This is a genomic window from Anatilimnocola floriformis (assembly GCF_024256385.1).
Taxonomy (GTDB): Bacteria; Planctomycetota; Planctomycetia; order Pirellulales; family Pirellulaceae; genus Anatilimnocola; species Anatilimnocola floriformis.
This window is the reverse complement of the sequence record NZ_JAMLFW010000001.1, coordinates 2,834,843-2,849,907: the sequence shown is the minus strand read 5'-3', so window position 1 is coordinate 2,849,907 and position 15,065 is coordinate 2,834,843. Positions and strand designations below refer to the sequence as shown.

The 15,065-nt window shown below is 57.5% G+C and carries 16 protein-coding genes and 1 tRNA gene; 7 read left to right on the top strand and 10 right to left on the bottom strand.

Annotated elements, in window-relative coordinates:
- The first annotated feature begins 149 nt into the window (after positions 1-149).
- The 4 genes from M9Q49_RS10950 to M9Q49_RS10935 all read left to right on the top strand — a co-directional run bounded on the left by M9Q49_RS10950 (position 150) and on the right by M9Q49_RS10935 (position 2,832).
- Positions 150-935, top strand: coding sequence for a DUF542 domain-containing protein (locus M9Q49_RS10950; protein ID WP_254508781.1), 786 nt, complete (start codon positions 150-152; stop codon positions 933-935).
- 178 nt (positions 936-1,113) lie between these two features.
- Positions 1,114-1,500: a hypothetical protein gene (locus M9Q49_RS10945; protein ID WP_254508780.1), complete on the top strand. Its 387-nt coding sequence runs from the start codon at positions 1,114-1,116 to the stop codon at positions 1,498-1,500.
- A gap of 37 nt (positions 1,501-1,537) precedes the next feature.
- Positions 1,538-2,080: a c-type heme family protein gene (locus M9Q49_RS10940; RefSeq protein WP_254508779.1), complete on the top strand. Its 543-nt coding sequence runs from the start codon at positions 1,538-1,540 to the stop codon at positions 2,078-2,080.
- A gap of 71 nt (positions 2,081-2,151) precedes the next feature.
- Positions 2,152-2,832 (top strand): HPP family protein, encoded by a 681-nt coding sequence (locus tag M9Q49_RS10935; protein ID WP_254508778.1) that lies wholly within the window; start codon positions 2,152-2,154, stop codon positions 2,830-2,832.
- 42 nt (positions 2,833-2,874) lie between these two features.
- Here the strand turns inward: M9Q49_RS10935 and M9Q49_RS10930 are convergent, their stop codons facing one another.
- The 4 genes from M9Q49_RS10930 to M9Q49_RS10915 all read right to left on the bottom strand — a co-directional run bounded on the left by M9Q49_RS10930 (position 2,875) and on the right by M9Q49_RS10915 (position 6,235).
- Entirely contained in the window at positions 2,875-3,600 is a 726-nt protein-coding gene (locus tag M9Q49_RS10930) for a DUF899 domain-containing protein (RefSeq protein ID WP_254508777.1), read from the bottom strand.
- A 77-nt stretch (positions 3,601-3,677) separates the two neighbouring features.
- The gene (locus M9Q49_RS10925) at positions 3,678-4,010 is read right to left on the bottom strand and encodes a hypothetical protein (RefSeq protein ID WP_254508776.1); all 333 of its coding nucleotides are present in this window, start codon (positions 4,008-4,010) and stop codon (positions 3,678-3,680) included.
- A gap of 11 nt (positions 4,011-4,021) precedes the next feature.
- Positions 4,022-4,747, bottom strand: a complete 726-nt coding sequence (locus M9Q49_RS10920) for a type 1 glutamine amidotransferase (protein ID WP_254508775.1) — start codon at positions 4,745-4,747, stop codon at positions 4,022-4,024.
- Between the two features lie 15 nt (positions 4,748-4,762).
- Complete coding sequence (locus M9Q49_RS10915; RefSeq protein WP_254508774.1) at positions 4,763-6,235, bottom strand: aldehyde dehydrogenase family protein; 1,473 nt, start codon at positions 6,233-6,235, stop codon at positions 4,763-4,765.
- A 147-nt stretch (positions 6,236-6,382) separates the two neighbouring features.
- Here M9Q49_RS10915 and M9Q49_RS10910 point away from each other — a divergent pair, with 147 nt between their 5' ends.
- The 3 genes from M9Q49_RS10910 to M9Q49_RS10900 all read left to right on the top strand — a co-directional run bounded on the left by M9Q49_RS10910 (position 6,383) and on the right by M9Q49_RS10900 (position 9,173).
- The gene (locus M9Q49_RS10910) at positions 6,383-7,915 is read left to right on the top strand and encodes a YeiH family protein (protein ID WP_449224116.1); all 1,533 of its coding nucleotides are present in this window, start codon (positions 6,383-6,385) and stop codon (positions 7,913-7,915) included.
- Positions 7,912-8,184 (top strand): hypothetical protein, encoded by a 273-nt coding sequence (locus tag M9Q49_RS10905; protein WP_254508772.1) that lies wholly within the window; start codon positions 7,912-7,914, stop codon positions 8,182-8,184. Before M9Q49_RS10910 ends, M9Q49_RS10905 begins: the two co-directional genes overlap by 4 nt.
- A gap of 122 nt (positions 8,185-8,306) precedes the next feature.
- Positions 8,307-9,173, top strand: a complete 867-nt coding sequence (locus M9Q49_RS10900; RefSeq protein WP_254508771.1) for a substrate-binding domain-containing protein — start codon at positions 8,307-8,309, stop codon at positions 9,171-9,173.
- A gap of 64 nt (positions 9,174-9,237) precedes the next feature.
- On the opposite strand, the gene M9Q49_RS10895 is transcribed toward M9Q49_RS10900, so the two are convergent.
- The 6 genes from M9Q49_RS10895 to M9Q49_RS10870 all read right to left on the bottom strand — a co-directional run bounded on the left by M9Q49_RS10895 (position 9,238) and on the right by M9Q49_RS10870 (position 15,015).
- Positions 9,238-9,319 (bottom strand) — tRNA-Ser (locus tag M9Q49_RS10895).
- Positions 9,320-9,448: 129 nt separating this feature from the next.
- Entirely contained in the window at positions 9,449-9,895 is a 447-nt protein-coding gene (locus tag M9Q49_RS10890) for a hypothetical protein (protein ID WP_254508770.1), read from the bottom strand.
- Positions 9,896-9,929: 34 nt separating this feature from the next.
- Positions 9,930-11,183, bottom strand: a complete 1,254-nt coding sequence (locus tag M9Q49_RS10885) for a YkgJ family cysteine cluster protein (protein ID WP_254508769.1) — start codon at positions 11,181-11,183, stop codon at positions 9,930-9,932.
- Between the two features lie 9 nt (positions 11,184-11,192).
- Positions 11,193-12,713: a sulfatase family protein gene (locus M9Q49_RS10880; RefSeq protein ID WP_254508768.1), complete on the bottom strand. Its 1,521-nt coding sequence runs from the start codon at positions 12,711-12,713 to the stop codon at positions 11,193-11,195.
- Positions 12,714-12,759: 46 nt separating this feature from the next.
- Positions 12,760-13,707: a PIG-L deacetylase family protein gene (locus M9Q49_RS10875; protein WP_254508767.1), complete on the bottom strand. Its 948-nt coding sequence runs from the start codon at positions 13,705-13,707 to the stop codon at positions 12,760-12,762.
- 36 nt (positions 13,708-13,743) lie between these two features.
- Positions 13,744-15,015, bottom strand: coding sequence for a PQQ-like beta-propeller repeat protein (locus tag M9Q49_RS10870; protein WP_254508766.1), 1,272 nt, complete (start codon positions 15,013-15,015; stop codon positions 13,744-13,746).
- Between the last annotated feature and the right edge of the window lie 50 nt (positions 15,016-15,065).

Here is a 15,065-nt window from a genome sequence, read left to right as displayed (position 1 = left end):
CCACCTCACAAACGACGTTACAGCAAATCACTTGACAATAGACGTTTAAACATATATTGTCCAAACATCAGTAAGGGCCTATCCTCTCAACAAGGCGACTTCGTCAGCGGAGATAGCAATCGGTCTGCACTTTCCAGCGCGAGCCGCACATGCACTTGCCCGAGGTCGACATCATTGCTTCCGTAGTTGACTGGGTGATCGATTACCCCGAGTCAATGAGAGTCTTCGAAGAATTTTCGATTGATTATTTCTGCGCGGGCAAATCTCTGGAGCAAGCCTGCCGTGAAGCCAACACCAGCGTGGCTGTCGTGGGCGCGAAACTTCGCATCATCGTGGACACGGCTGGTGAGCGGACGCGCCGACACTCGCGGCATGAGCAGCGGCCTATGTCTTACTGGATCGAAGTTTCGCCGCCGGGTTGGATAGCGCGCGAGTCGGTGGCCGAAGTCGACCCGCTGCAAGTTGCCGCTGAGGTTTACAAACACGGCCAGTGTGTCGGAGAGTGGTTGCTCCCTGGGCACGAGCGCTGTGAGACCTTCGAACTGCAATGTCTGTCGGCCGCGCTCTTCAATCGCTATCGAGTCGAAACAAACAAGCCCAATCGGCTCGGTTCGCGAAGCACCATGGGACTGCATCAACTGGCTTGGACACCGCAGAGCGAAGCGATCCAGTGTTGCCTGGCTGGCCTGCAGCAATTGCTGTTAGCGCCCTTCGCAGTTTTCAAGGCGATTCGCCTACCGCTCTCTGCAGAACATTACCCTTCGCCCGACGAACTGCAGCAAGCCGAAATATTTCTCTTGGAGCATCGCGGACTATTTGGGGCCTTGATTGCGCAACTTGGCCACGCGATTGAAGAGTATCGCTGCAGTCTCAATCCAACTGGTCCGGCTGGCCTGCTCGCACAGACGCCGTCAGTCATTAACCGAAAGGAATAGAATCTTGAATCCTGTTTGCCGATTCGCATTTGCCGGGATATTGATTGCCGGCGCCTTGAGCCTAGCCTGCGGCGTCTTGCAGAGTCGCAGTTTTTCGGAAGAACCACCCGCTCGAAGCGATCAATCCGATAGCCACACTCAGGTACCGGTCGCCGTCGCCCGTGATCGCGCGAAGCTCATGCATCAGATCTATGCGGCTACGCTCGATGTGATGCATGAGCGCTACTTTCACGGCGAACGAGCGATTGTGCCCGCCCGCGCTCTGGAGGATGTCTTCGCCGAAGTTGGACGAGACTCTAAGCTCAAGACGCGTTGGATCGCAGTCAATACCAAGGCGATGAGTATTGGTCACGAGCCGAAGTCAGCTTTCGAAAAACACGCTGCCACCAAGATTTCCGCAGGAGAGACGGCCGTCGAAGAAACGCGGGATGGCTACTACTGGCGGGCTGCAGCCATTCCTCTTGGCGAAGGTTGCGTTGCCTGCCATACCGGCTTTTTCAAAGATTCGCCGAAGTCACCGCGCTTTGCAGCGCTCGTCATCGGCGTGCCCGTCGCTGCTGAGTAATGCCGTCGCGTATCCACGAAAATATTCCGAGCTGAACATGAAACTAGTTCGCTTCATTTGCACGCCCCTGATCGTTGCACTGCTACTGGCAATCGGTTGGTCGCAGAAGCGCCTCCCTGCTGAAGAGCAAACCGCAACGGCTGTAGAACGATTAACGGAAACAGAAGCCAAACAACAAGCGCGGGTTCTGCACGAAGCGCTGCACGCGACTTTGCACGTTGTGCATGCGGACTACTACCGCGAGGACGAACGCTTAGCGATCCCCGCCGTGTCGCTGCAAAAGGTATTTCGCGAGCTGGAAAATCGGCAGAAGGTGAAACTGAAATGGTTATCCATCGACTTGGATGCAATGAATGCCGACAACCGTCCCAGCAGCAGTTTTGAAAAGGAAGCCGCCAAAGCGCTAGCGTCCGGGAAGGCAGAATTCGCCCAGAGCGAGTCCGATGTGTTCCGCTACGTCGGCCTCGTTACTTTGACTTCCGATTGCCTGAAATGTCATGCGCCGAACCGGACTAGCAACAAAGATCGCAAGGCAGGATTGTCGATTACCATTCCGCTCAAAAAATCATCCCAACCGTAATCTGCAACCGAACTGGCGTTGCTCATGGCAGTTGAAGCTTTGATCGAAGACCGTGATCGTAGGGGCACTTGATGATTCTGGACGTAGTTCGCCGATTGGTTGGAGTTGAGTTAATTGAGGTCAGTAGCGTCGAGACACTTGTGGCTTGCATCGGCGGTGGGCTCTCCATCTTAGCGCTCGCATTCATCACCCAACACTTTGTGCCACAGCAAGAAACGATGGCGATCGTCGCTTCGATGGGAGCCAGTGCCGTCCTGCTGTTCGCTGTACCGCATGGGCAACTTTCTCAACCCTGGCCTGTGTTGGTAGGGCACATCGTTTCGGCAGCAATCGGCGTCGCCTGTGCGCAGTACATTCCCGATCAAAATGCCGCGGCGGCTATCGCAGTAGGGTTGTCTATTGCTGCGATGATTCAGTTGAAGTGCATTCATCCACCCGGCGGCGCTACTGCCCTGACCGCGGTCATCGGCGGCAGCGGGATTCGTCAGATGGGATTCCGCTTTGTAAGTCAACCAGTCCTAGCTAACGCGCTGATCATGGTGCTGTTGGCCATCATCATCAACAACCTGCTACGCTGGCGGCGTTATCCTTCGATCCTCAACAGGCACTCGATCCCACCAGAAGTCCCGAGCCCAGGCCAGACGCACGACAGCGTACTGGCTGCGATTCGATCGATAGACTCTTTTGTCGATATCAATGAGGAAGACCTGCGAGAACTGGCCGCAAAACTAAGATCAATGCAGCAACTGTGAGGTCACCTTAAGCATTCGTTTTGAACAAGCCTCACGGCGATATTAGCCGTACGTCGGCTTTTGCGGCCAACCATCCGGTGAATCCTCGAAATCCTCTTGCCGACCAAAGGGAGTGCAATCGAGCAAGCGATAAGAATCGGTTAGTGACTCGCAGCCGCGGGCAAAGCTGGAATACGTGTGATAGACGTCGACGTCGATTCGGAAGAAGACGCTCAGCGCGTGCGACTCGCCTTTGAACGTCCAAGGTTTGCCGTTCTTCTGTTCGATTTCGGCAGCCGTGAGAAAGTTATGCTCGATGGGTGCAACTGCGGGATCGAACGTGGCATGGAAGTCGTAATTGAAATCGGAGCCAAAGGATGAAAACCAAGGCCAGATCCAGCCGCGGTCGCGTTTGTATCGCTCCAATTTCTCGAGCGGTGCGCGCGAGATAAGCACCAGCGAGGTGTCGCGCTTGGCGAGCATCGAGAGGTCGCCAAAGGCATCGACCAAACCAGTGCAGCCGTCGCAGCCTCTGTCCCAATTGGGATCGAACATGAAGTGATAAACGATAAGTTGCCGTCGTCCTTCAAACAGATCGAGCAGCCGAACCTGGCCGAGCGGTCCGTTAAATACGTACTCCTTTTCAATCTTCACCATCGGCAGCCGGCGGCGTTGGGCATTCACTGCATCGGACTGCTGCGTTAGTTGTTTTTCCGCAGCCAGCAGGTGTTTGCGTGCGCTGAGCCATTCGGCTTGCGAGACAATCGGGGGATGTGGCACGTTTTCCATGATGAATCTCTAGCGAGAGGCGGTGGTAAAAGACCAATCCCTAGTCGAATGCCTCCAGCGAAAATCGACAAGCGGAACTAGCGGTCGCTAACTTCGCCCACATTTTCTAGACCTCGATAGGCGAGAATGAGGCAGAGCGCCTCCTTGCAAATCCAGCGGGCCGTCACCTGGTAACAATGCGACTTCGGCAAGCGGCGATTCAAGAATTGGCTGCCGTATTCGCTGAGCGTGAAATAGAACTCGCCCGGCATCCCGCCGTTCGTTTGCCAGAGGATTCCGTCAGCGTCGGTCATGCTGACGGTGTCATCTTGGCAAGCCAGAAGTTCACCATCGCGCGGACCGCCATAGAAACGCGTTTCGGTTCGCGTGTAAAAATACTGCTGGTTTGCGATGACTACGCGTTGCTTCATATGGATTCTCCCTAGGCGATCGAAACGCCGGCAGCGAGTTTCGCCCACTCACCAAACACCTGCTGACCGAGGGCAGTGAGTTGGGGCAAGTTCGTCTTCGATTGGGACAGCATCGCCGGAACGTTGACGCCGGCTGCAGTCAATTCGTCCTCAAAAGCCGCCACCATCTTGTCGATCTGCGGCTCGGTCACTTCGAGGTGAAACAAGATCCCGTAAGCGTTCTGGCCATAGCGAAATGCCTGGCAGTCGGTCATGTCCGACGAGGCGAGACAAGTTGCCTGCGCGGGAACATCAAACACATCGCCATGCCAATGAAAACCCGTGAAGCGCGCAGGAGCTGTCCTGAAGAGCGGATCAACGGATGTGGACTCACTTAGGGTGACGTCGTCCCAGCCGATTTCTTTGCGCGGGCCAGCGCGGACCTTGCTGCCAAGCACATGCGCGAGCAATTGACTCCCCAGGCAGATGCCCAGCACAGGCCGATGGCTGCCGAGTGCCGAGCCGATCAGCCGCATCTCTTGCATCAAATGCGGCAGGCGGTCGTACTCGTAAACACTCATCGGCCCACCGAGAACGATCAGTCCTGCAGCGTTTCCGATCTGCGAGGGAACTGGCTCGCCGGCATGGACGCGAATGTATTGCGGGCACAAACCCCCTGCGTGTAATGTTCCCTCGATTGTCCCGAGGGTCTCACACGCGACGTGCTGCAGCACCAAAACGCTTCGTTCCGCGTCCATATTCCGCCTTTCCAATTAGCCGAGTTTCACCGTAACGGTCTTAGTTTCGGTGTAGAGTTCGAGTGCGGCTTCTCCGTTTTCGCGGCCATGCCCCGATTGCTTGAACCCGCCGAAGGGCGTTGTCGCATCGACCACGTGGTAGCAGTTCACCCACACGGTTCCCGCTTTGACGTGCTTGGCGTAGAGGTGCGCTTTGTCGATGTCCTTGGTCCAAATCGCCGCAGCCAGACCGTAATTGGTGCGATTGGCTCGTTCAAACACTTCGTCTTGTGACTTGAAGGGAAGAACGCTGACGACCGGTCCAAAGATTTCGTCCTTGGCGATGGCCATGTCATCGCGCACGCCGTCGAAAATCGTCGGCTCGACGAAGTAACCCTTGCCGCCGACGCGCTCGCCGCCCACAACGAGTTTGGCGCCTTGCTTGCGCCCCAAATCGACATAGCCCAGGATCTTGTCGAGTTGTTCTTGCGAAACCTGCGGCCCTTGTTGCGTATTCGGATCGAGCGGATCACCGACGCGACGAGCCTTGGCCTTCGCAGCCAGCTTGGCAACGAATTCGTCCTTGATCTTTTCTTCGACAAACAGCCGGCTGCCGGCGGTACAGCACTGACCACCATGGAAATAGATGGCATGGAAGGAACCGTCAACGGCTTCGTCGATGTTCGCGTCAGCAAAAACGACATTGGGGCTCTTGCCACCCAGCTCATACGAAGTGCGTTTCAGCGTGTCGGCTGTCGCCTTCTGAATGATCTTCGCTGTGTCGACGTGGCCGGTGAAGGCAATCTTGTCGACATCGGTATGGACGCAAAGTGCATTGCCAGCCGTTTCGCCAAAACCGTTGATGACATTGAGCACGCCTGGCGGGAAGCCGGCTTCGATGGCGAGTTCGGCAATGCGCAGTGCAGTCAGCGGAGTCTGTTCCGCGGGCTTCATCACCACCGTGTTGCCGCAAGCAATCGCGGGACCGAGTTTCCAAGCCAGCATCGCGAGCGGAAAGTTCCAGGGAATGATCTGACCAACCACGCCGACTGGCTGCCGCAGTGTGTACGTCAGAAAGCTGCCACGCACCGGCGGAGTGCGCCCTTCGACCTTATCAGCCCAGCCGCCGTAGTAGCGCAGCGAATTAGCCACGCCTTGCATATCGCCCAGCGAATCGGTGATCGTCTTGCCGCAATTGAGCGATTCCAGCGCGGCGAGTTCCGCTTTGTTCTTCAGCACCAAGTCCGCCAGATTGAAAAGCAGCTGCCCGCGATCGGCAGCGTCCATCTTGGCGTAGGTCCCCTTCTCCAGTGCCGCGCGAGCTGCTTTCACCGCGCGATCGACATCGGCGGCAGTTCCTTCAGCGACTTCCGCAATCACTTCGCCCGTGGCTGGGTTGTATGTTTCAAACGTCTGCCCCTGCGCGGAATCAACCCATTCGTTGTTGATGAATAGCTTCGTGAGCCGGACCTGGGGAGAAGTGGAACGTTCAAGAACTGCCTGGGACATGAGTTAGTCTCCGAAAATGCGAGCCGCCATTAGGCGCCTACCCGTTGGTTTGCATCATCCGCTGCGACATGATCGTGTCACTATACGATATGATTATGTCGCGGCAATTGGACAACCACGAGCAGCAAGAGCAAAAAAGGGGCGGTGATGGGCGAGGCGGAAAAAGAAGAAGTGGCGGTAGCAAATAGGTGGGCCCTGATCAAATCCGAAGATTGGTTGGCCGTCCTGCTTGGCGGCCTGATTCTGACCGTCACCTTGGTCGCCACCTATCGGGGCCGCGCTACTGACTTCAATGCCAAAGCCGCCGAGTATGCACGCCTCAAGTTAGCGCTGGCCGATGAAAAGGCGGTTGTGACAAACACCGCCGAGGAAAAGACTGCCAAACAAAAGCAGACGAAAGAAGCCGAAAAGAAGCTGGAGTCGGTTTTCAAGAGCCTGCATACCAACCCGTTCAAAAATGCGCTCGCCAAAGTCGGTTCGTGGAAAAATGACCCGCGCGCGGCTTTCTTCCGCGACAACAAGCCCATTTATTACGGCCTGCTCGGCGCGGCGCTGGCGTCGATGACCGTATTCGGCATCGGCGCGGCACTGAACGGCGAAAATCCGTGGAAGTTTTCGGCAGCCTTTATCGTGCTATTTGCTTTTGCGGTGATCTCGTACGTGCTCGCTGGCCAGGAAGTCATCAAGAACTACAATCTCGAATATGCGCTCTGGGCCATCCTGATCGGCATGATCATCAGCAATACGATCGGCACGCCCGCATTCCTCAAGCCGGCGCTGCGCACGGAACTTTACATCAAGACCGGACTCGTGTTGCTCGGCGCCGAGATCCTGTTGAGCCGGCTTCTCGTGCTCGGTTTGCCCGGCATTTTTGTGTCTTGGGTGGTCACGCCAATCACCTTGATTACGACCTACGCCTTCGGGCAGTATGTTCTGCGGATGTCGTCGCGCTCGCTGAATATGGTGATTTCGGCTGACATGTCGGTGTGCGGGGTCTCGGCAGCAATTGCCACGGCGGCGGCCTGTCGCGCAAAGAAAGAAGAACTGTCGCTCGCGATCGGTTTGTCGCTGGCGTTCACCGTCGTGATGATGGTCGTCATGCCGATGTTCATTCGCGCGGTGGGCATGAACGACGTGCTGGCGGGCGCTTGGCTCGGCGGCACGATCGACTCGACCGGCGCTGTGGCGGCAGCCGGCGGCATGATCAGCCCCACGGCGCTGGAAGTGGCTGCCACAGTCAAGATGATTCAAAACATCCTCATCGGCGCCGTGGCCTTCGGCGTTGCCGTGTATTGGGTGATGTATGTCGAAAAGTCCGAAGACCGCCAGCGTCCCGGCATTTCTGAAATCTGGCTCCGGTTTCCCAAGTTCGTCTTGGGCTTTGTTGGGGCGTCGATTGTCTTCTCTGCAATCTACTCCACCGACCTCGCTGGCCAATCGTTGACCGAGTCGACAATCAGCGGCACGACGGAAATCCTCCGCGGTTGGTTCTTCTGCCTGGCGTTTGTCAGCATTGGATTGGAAACCAATTTCCGCGAACTTTCGCAGTACATGAAAGGTGGTAAGCCGCTCGTGCTGTATGTTTGTGGACAAGCCCTAAATCTGGCACTGACGTTGCTGATGGCCTGGGTCATGTTCGAGAAAGTCTTTCCGCATGCGGCTGAGGCGCTTTCCAAATGACCACATCCAGCAAGCCGAGTTCGTTGGCGGGCTTCAGCCGATTGCTGCTCGCGATCGCGGGCTTGGCGGTCGTTTGGCTTGTGATCTTGCCATTGATTGGCCGCCAGCCGGTCGTCAGCGAGCACATTCAGCAGCAAGAGCGGCTGGGAATTGATCCCAGTGCGATGTTCTATACCGAACTGGAAATCTTGCCGGCAATTGCTCATCGAGTGGAACGATTACAGCTGCTGAATGCGAGTAGCCGCGACGGTGAACAAACCGAGAACTGAAGTGAGCAACAAGCTAATGTTACGACCGTCATTCGCTGCCAGCGAGTAAAACAAAACCTGTCGCCGCCGAAGCAAAGGCGGCCGAATTTTTTCGCCAGACTACCATTGCCATCGAGATCCAAATGAGTTTCCTCCGCGCATGTTTGCTGGCATCACTTGTATGTTCCACTGCTGCATTTGCGGCAGATCCGCCGCAGAAGCGTGTTGTGCGGGTCGCGGCTGTAATTACGCCGGAGAGCAGCGGGTTGCTGCAGCAACTCGCCGCCGAGTTTGAGAAGCAAACCGGCACGGCCGTTCAGATTGATAGTCGTCAGGATGTCTTCGGCTTGGCTCGCGATGGTAAAGCCGATTTGGTCATCTCGCATTATGGCCACCGCGGGACGGAAGAATTCTTCACTGAGGGCCTGGGAGCTTGGCCTCGGCCGGTTTTCTCGAATCAGGCGGCACTCATTGGACCGGCGTCGGATCCAGCAAAAATCGCCGATGCCCGTGATGCAGTGGACGCGTTTCGCCGCATCGCGGAAACGAAATCGCCATTCGTCGTGAACAATTCGCAGACTGAAAAGTACCTCGCCGAAGTACTCTGGCATGCAGCTGACAAACCTGACCGAGCCGGTTGGTACCGAGACAAAGGTCTGCGAAATCAGGCAGAGACCAAAGATGCCATCAAAGCAGCCATCGAGGAAAAGGGTTACACGCTGTGGGGGCTCGTGCCGTTCCTGAAGTATTGTGAAGAGCACCCCGAGATTGAAATGAAAGCCCTGAAGTCAGACGATGCGCTATTCCAACGACTGATGGTCACGATTCTCGTTCGGCCGGACAAAGTCGCTGGCGTGAATGCCGATGACGCCAAAGCCTTCGAGCGTTTCCTTATCGCCCCCGAAACCCAGGCCCAAATCCGCGCCTTCCGCATTCCTGGATTCGCCGGCCAAGTTTGGTGGCCAGCAGGACGCCACAACAGCGGATCGTATTTGTCTGGCGGGAAGTAATATCGGCAAACGAAGCCAATAAAAAAGGCGTTGCAAAATATTGCAACGCCTAGCTTTAAAAGAGCGGAGGGCACGAGACTCGAACTCGCAACCCCTTGCGGGGCACCACATTTCCAGTGTGGCCGCTAGCCATTCGCTTACCCTCCCGGTGGCTCACTGCTTATCGGCAGTGGGATGGAGATAGTTTACGCCGGAGAGGTTCGCTCGCCCAGATGGGCAGCTGAGGCTCGCACGAACGTTACAGGCCGCAAAACCGTGCCGCCGTGTGCTCGCCTTCAAGACGTGCCGCCCCGCAGTTTGAAATAAACTCGCTGCACTTCTGGCATGCAGCAGCGGCCGGTGGGCGAGGCGGTGGCGCAATAAGCGGCCGGCGATTTTGATTTGGCCAGCAGTTCGCGGATGCGGCGGGGAGCTCCTTCAGCAAGGTCGTCTTCTATGTCTTCGAGCTTGAGGCCGAAGCAACCGCACAGCGGCGCCGTAGGATCCTTGGGATAAACGGGCTGCGGCAGCGCAGTGGCTTCGATGGCCGATTCGAGCGCATCGAAATACGCCACCGGGCAACTCGCAGCTGGACAAAAGAAAACTCGCTCAGCCAACTGCCGGCGCTGCTCCACCGTCGTGGCGGCCGCGAACGCACTGGCGAGCACCGATTCGCCTAGCGACCGGCAGCGCGGACACAGAACATCGTCGCCATCGGGTTCGCGGACAAAGGCCTTGTTCATACTTGCATCTTAATGAAGTTCAGCTCGCGCGCGACTAACGGGCATACCACACGGCAATTCGCTCGAGATCGTTTTGAAAATCAAGCAAGCCGAGCACCATTCGGTAGCGCGGGCCCGATAGCGAAGAAAAGCCTTGACCGCGGTCGAGCGCGGTGACGATGCGGGCGACATCGTCCCGCGTCGGCTCTCTTCCCGCAGTCGCCCACCGCAGCAAATACATCGCCATGGGAAAGGTCAGCGCGAGCGCGCGAATGCTTTGCACGATTGACCAGTGCTTACGGCCGGCGAGTGCATATTGATAAGAAGCCGCCGAAGTCGCGAGGTAGCGCGCGAGCGGCTGTTGAATATCGGTGGAGAGGAGCGCGGGATTGGTCGTCGCGAGAGGCTCATTGAGCGCGGCAAAGGTGGTGCGCGGAAAGTTTGAATGGAGCGTCGGTAATTCGCCATGGCCGCGGAGCATGCGAACCGAGGCGCGAAACAACTTCAATCGCGCGAAGACGCCGCCAGGCGGAAGATAGTCTGGATGCAGCCGCACGTACTCTGCAGCCGTTAAGCGAAACAGCAATCCACCCAGCGCGCTCGGTGGTCGGCGATCGCTGAAATACGACGATGCTTCGGCGGCCACGCCCGATTCAAGGAGGGTAATCAGCTCGCTGAACTTCGCTGTGTCGAGTTGACTGGTGCGAGCCCGATCGAGCAGCCTGGCGAACAGCAGTGCATGCACGACGCGTCGCACCGGCGGGAAACGTTCATCGCCAAAGATGCGGGCCGCGGCAGCCATCACGCGATTGGCTTGTTGCCAGGCAGGCTGCGCGGTCGTTTCGGCAGTGGGGAGCGAGATTTCGAGCTCGCCGGCCGCGACCAGACGTTTGATTTCCGGCAGATGCTCGTTCAGCTCGCGGCCCGTGTCGAGGGCCGCCGAAGGACAAGCGCGGCGGAGCGTGAGAATGGCCTGTTTCTCACGCGGCACGAGTTGCAAGGGAAACACGCGGCAGACGAGCGGCTTGCTCTCGGCGCCGAACTTTTCATGCACGCGGCAGCGACCGGCCGCAGTGAGAAACACACAGCTGCCGTCGGCCTGCTGAGCCAGGCGTTGTCCGCTGCCGGCGCGAGCGTCGCGCAGCAGCAACTTTTTTCCCTGGAACTCCGGATCGTTCTCCCATTGTTGCTCGCGGAGCTTATGCAGATCCTGCTCACTCAGCAGAATGAGCGAGCCGCGGCAGCACACGCCGCAGCTCTGGCAATCCCAATGCTCTTCACCCGCAGTCCGAATAACCGGCAGTTCCATCGCTGGCGTTTACTTTCCTTCTTTCGCCCACTGCTTCATGAGCGCGATGTTCTTTTCGACAACGGGATTTCCCTTGCCGAGGTATTCTGCCATGTCGCTATCGTAACGCGATTCGGCTTCTGGTCGCTGACCTTGGTCGCCCGTTTCTTCGATCCAGCGGTCAAGACGCGCACGCAACTTTTCCAGCATGCCCGCGTGATTCGGATCGCTGGCCAGGTTATGCACTTGCTGCGGATCGGCCTGCCAATCGTACAGTTCTTCGGCGGGGCGCGTTGGCGAGAAGAGCAACTTTTCTTGGAGTTCAGTCAGCGACTTCTCCTCGTGCATCGCGCGCAATCGCTGCAAGATCGCCTTTCCTTCCTTGTATGCATTCGGCTGGAGATGAGGCCGCTGCGGATAGCCGTTGCGAATGTAGAGGAAACGCTCGGTCCGTACGCTGCGAAGTCGCTCGACCGTTTCATCGCAACGATCGCGGGCGGCGAAGACGGCGTCGCGCGGTTGGTAGTCAGCGGCGAGAATATTTTTCGCTTGCATCTTCGCGGGAATTGCAATGCCCGCGGCGGCGAGCGAAATGGCTGCGAGATCGATGTGCTGAACCAAGTCACCGCGAACTTTTCCCGCTGCGACTCCGGGCCCGCGAATCACTAACGGCACGTGCGTTCCCTCGTTGTAGAGAAACTGCTTGCCGCGGGCGTGACTCACGCCGTGATCGGTCATGAAAATGACAAGCGTTTGCTCGAGCAGCCCTTCCTTCTCGAGGCGAGCCAGCACTTTGCCAACGTGATCGTCTGTGAAGCGAACCGCGTCAAGGTACGCGGCCCAATCTTCGAGTAGCACGGGATCACGCGGGTAATAGACAGGGAGCGTTACTTTTTCTGGATCGGTTGCCGCGCCAAACTCCGTCTTGGCACGCTCAGCTAGTTTTTGGCAGCTGGCCGAATTGTTGCCGCGAAGCTTGCCGCCGGCCAGTTGCACCTGCATGAAAAATGGCTGACCTTCCTTGCGCCCCGACCAATCGGCCGAGTTGTACATCTTCTCGTCGTACTCGAAGTTGTAATCGGTCTTTCCCAAAGCCGTCGCCGCGGCAGCTTGCTTCTTCTTTGGCGCTTCGCCGCTGCGATTGACATTGGCCAATCCGCTGCCGATGCAGGTGTAGTAGCCGGCTTGCTGAAACAACACCGGAAGCGGTTGCACACCGGTGGGCAGATTGATTTTCTCTACGCCGCGGCCACTGCGATGATGATGCGCGCCGATCGTCGTTTGATACATGCCGGTGATCAGCGCCGAGCGACAGGGCGAACAAACCGGCGCGGTGACGAAGGCGTTGTCAAACTTGGTTCCTTCGCGAGCCAGCCGATCGACGTGCGGCGTGGCGACTGTTTTTTCGCCGTAGCAGGCAAAGTTCGCCGACATGTCGTCGACGATGAACCAGAGAATGTTGGGGCGATGGGTTTTAGCTGGCGCATCTTCGGCACGAGTGCTCGCCGTGCACAGAACGAGGGCGAAGAAGAACCAAACGGGAAGTCGCATCGCTACCTCGCGGGAGACGCGTTCTTTCGCGGCGCGAAAGACAACGCTAGTCGAAAAAGGGAAACAGTTTCTTGAGTTCTTCGGGCGTGGGCCGCCGACCATATTCGCACAATTCGAAGGCTTCGGCAAAGCGAACCTTTTTACCCCGTTCTTCGCCGTAGAGTTTGACAAGTTGATCGCGAAATTTATCGGCTTCGCGACTTTGGCGGTCTTCCCACTTTTCGCGGAGCCATGCTTTGCGACCGGCAACGTCGCGCTCGGGAGGAACTTTGCTGACGAACTCTTCGCTGCCACTAGCGCCTCCTTCGTAAACTTGAGAGGTCAACTCATGCAGCCCTGCGAGCTTTTGATCGAAGATATCATCCAGGGCCACAACGACATCGGGGCGAAAGGCGTAGGGCTTGAGAAAACCATCACTTGAATAAAGGAAGACCGGATTATTCTTCAGCGGCAGAGTATCGGGGCAGAAGAACGGCACGGTGACCATGAACGCCGCGTCCTGCACGAGCACGCCGACATAGCGGTGATCGGGATGGTAGTCCCACGGCCGATGCGCAATCACGATGTCGGCTCGCCAGTCGCGAATCAAGCGGCAGATCGTCTGGCGATGTTCCAGCGTCGGCAGCAATTCGCCGTCGTGAATGTCGAGCACCTGACTGGTGCTGCCGAACTTGGCGTTCGCAGCATTGGCCTCCGCCGTGCGACGTTTGGCGAGCGGGCCGCCGGCCATTTGCCAATGACCAATATCGCCGTTCGTGACGGAGACGAGTTTGACGTGATGCCCCTGCTTCGCCCACAAAGATGCCGTGCCGCCGGCTTTGAACTCGGCGTCGTCGGGGTGCGCGCCGAAGACGATGATCCGCAGCTTGCCATCGGTGGCCGGCGGTTGAACCTTGGAAGCCACGGTCTCGGCAGTGATGGATTGCGCCTTCGCGTTGGTGACGAACAACAACGCGGAAAGGGTGCAAACGATCGTGAGAATAAGTCTATTCATTTCGCTCGTCATTTGTCTTTTCCGGTAACAGCAAACCTAGGGAGCTGCTGCTTTGCGCAGGCAAGTGAGATTTTCTTCGCCACGAATCAGGAGATTTCCTGCGACCGCCACCGGCGAAGCAATGATTCGCTCACCCATGTCGTTTTCAGTTAGTAGCTTAAAGCCGTCGCGAATATCGGCGACGAATACGACGCCATCTTCGCGTGGCGCGTAGAGCTTGCCGGCGGCGAGCAGTGGCGAGGCGTAGTACTTGTTGCGATTCTTCGGGAAGCGATCGGTCCAGAGCGTTTCGCCGGTTTTGATGTCGAGGCACACAACTTCACCTTCGTCACGCACCACGTAGACCTTGCTTTGATCTGCCGCTGGCGACGGTACAAACGAGCCGAGGTCATCGCGGGTCCAAATGCGGTTCGTTTCCGTCACGTCGCCGCTGCCGGTCAGTTTGACGCCGGCGATCTTTGCGCCGCGGCCGTAGGGAACGACGGCCATCTCGCCAGCGATAATCGGCGATGCAACCTGCACCCAATTTCCCTTCTTATCGGGATTGAAACCGCCGCATTCGAAGAGCTTGCTGCCATCGGCCGTCGAGTGAATCGTCAGATGCTCGGCACCCCACACCAGAATCTGCTCTTCGCCGTCGCGACGAATGACGATGGGCGTGGCATAGCTGTGATCACCTTCAACGGGCGTTTTGTAGTTGCGCGAAACCTTCCAGAGAAGCTCGCCGCTGGCTTTTTCAAACGCGGCGAGATACGACTCGCCGGTATGCATCACGGCGACGACGACCGCTTTCTCGGTGAGCACCGGCGAGGTGCCGATATCCCAATAGAGGGTATCTTTGGCAAACCGATCCTGCAGATTCGTGGTCCATAAAATCTTGCCGCTCAGATCGAGCGCCGCGAGTTCGCCGCTCTTGAAATAAGTGAATAGCAAATTGCCATCGGTCACCGGTGACGAATTTGCGGCCGAGCCGTTGCGATGTTTGCCGCGGCGTTCTCCGGCGAGCTTCGTTCGCCATTGTTCCTTGCCCTGCCAATCGAGCGCGATCACGCCGTTCTGACCATCGACGGGGCCGGTCAAATAAATGCGGTTCGGCAGTAGGGCCGGGGTCGAGCAGCCGATGCCCGAAAGCTTTATTTTCCAAGCGACCGACTTTTGATCGAGCAGGTTGTCTGGATATTCACCCTCAGTGACATTCCCGTTGTCTTGCGGCCCTCGCCAGCGCGGCCAAGGCAAATCGGCGGCAATGGAAGCGCCGATAATCGTGAAGAGTAAAGTCCAAGCCCAGAGAAAGGGAGATCGCTTCATAGAAACTCCGTGATCGTGGCTGAATGGTTCCGTTGTAACCGAAGGGTCGA

What these genes read in the sequence shown, in the direction of transcription:
- M9Q49_RS10900 (WP_254508771.1), top strand. Translation starts at nt 8,307, where the DNA reads ATGAGTTTCCTCCGCGCATGTTTGCTGGCATCACTTGTATGTTCCACT.
- M9Q49_RS10930 (WP_254508777.1), bottom strand. Translation starts at nt 3,600, where the DNA reads ATGGAAAACGTGCCACATCCCCCGATTGTCTCGCAAGCCGAATGGCTC.
- M9Q49_RS10905 (WP_254508772.1), top strand. Translation starts at nt 7,912, where the DNA reads ATGACCACATCCAGCAAGCCGAGTTCGTTGGCGGGCTTCAGCCGATTG.
- M9Q49_RS10940 (WP_254508779.1), top strand. Translation starts at nt 1,538, where the DNA reads ATGAAACTAGTTCGCTTCATTTGCACGCCCCTGATCGTTGCACTGCTA.
- M9Q49_RS10920 (WP_254508775.1), bottom strand. Translation starts at nt 4,747, where the DNA reads ATGGACGCGGAACGAAGCGTTTTGGTGCTGCAGCACGTCGCGTGTGAG.
- M9Q49_RS10880 (WP_254508768.1), bottom strand. Translation starts at nt 12,713, where the DNA reads ATGCGACTTCCCGTTTGGTTCTTCTTCGCCCTCGTTCTGTGCACGGCG.
- M9Q49_RS10945 (WP_254508780.1), top strand. Translation starts at nt 1,114, where the DNA reads ATGCATCAGATCTATGCGGCTACGCTCGATGTGATGCATGAGCGCTAC.
- M9Q49_RS10935 (WP_254508778.1), top strand. Translation starts at nt 2,152, where the DNA reads ATGATTCTGGACGTAGTTCGCCGATTGGTTGGAGTTGAGTTAATTGAG.
- M9Q49_RS10875 (WP_254508767.1), bottom strand. Translation starts at nt 13,707, where the DNA reads ATGAATAGACTTATTCTCACGATCGTTTGCACCCTTTCCGCGTTGTTG.
- M9Q49_RS10950 (WP_254508781.1), top strand. Translation starts at nt 150, where the DNA reads ATGCACTTGCCCGAGGTCGACATCATTGCTTCCGTAGTTGACTGGGTG.
- M9Q49_RS10870 (WP_254508766.1), bottom strand. Translation starts at nt 15,015, where the DNA reads ATGAAGCGATCTCCCTTTCTCTGGGCTTGGACTTTACTCTTCACGATT.
- M9Q49_RS10890 (WP_254508770.1), bottom strand. Translation starts at nt 9,895, where the DNA reads ATGAACAAGGCCTTTGTCCGCGAACCCGATGGCGACGATGTTCTGTGT.
- M9Q49_RS10885 (WP_254508769.1), bottom strand. Translation starts at nt 11,183, where the DNA reads ATGGAACTGCCGGTTATTCGGACTGCGGGTGAAGAGCATTGGGATTGC.
- M9Q49_RS10925 (WP_254508776.1), bottom strand. Translation starts at nt 4,010, where the DNA reads ATGAAGCAACGCGTAGTCATCGCAAACCAGCAGTATTTTTACACGCGA.
- M9Q49_RS10915 (WP_254508774.1), bottom strand. Translation starts at nt 6,235, where the DNA reads ATGTCCCAGGCAGTTCTTGAACGTTCCACTTCTCCCCAGGTCCGGCTC.
- M9Q49_RS10910 (WP_449224116.1), top strand. Translation starts at nt 6,383, where the DNA reads ATGGGCGAGGCGGAAAAAGAAGAAGTGGCGGTAGCAAATAGGTGGGCC.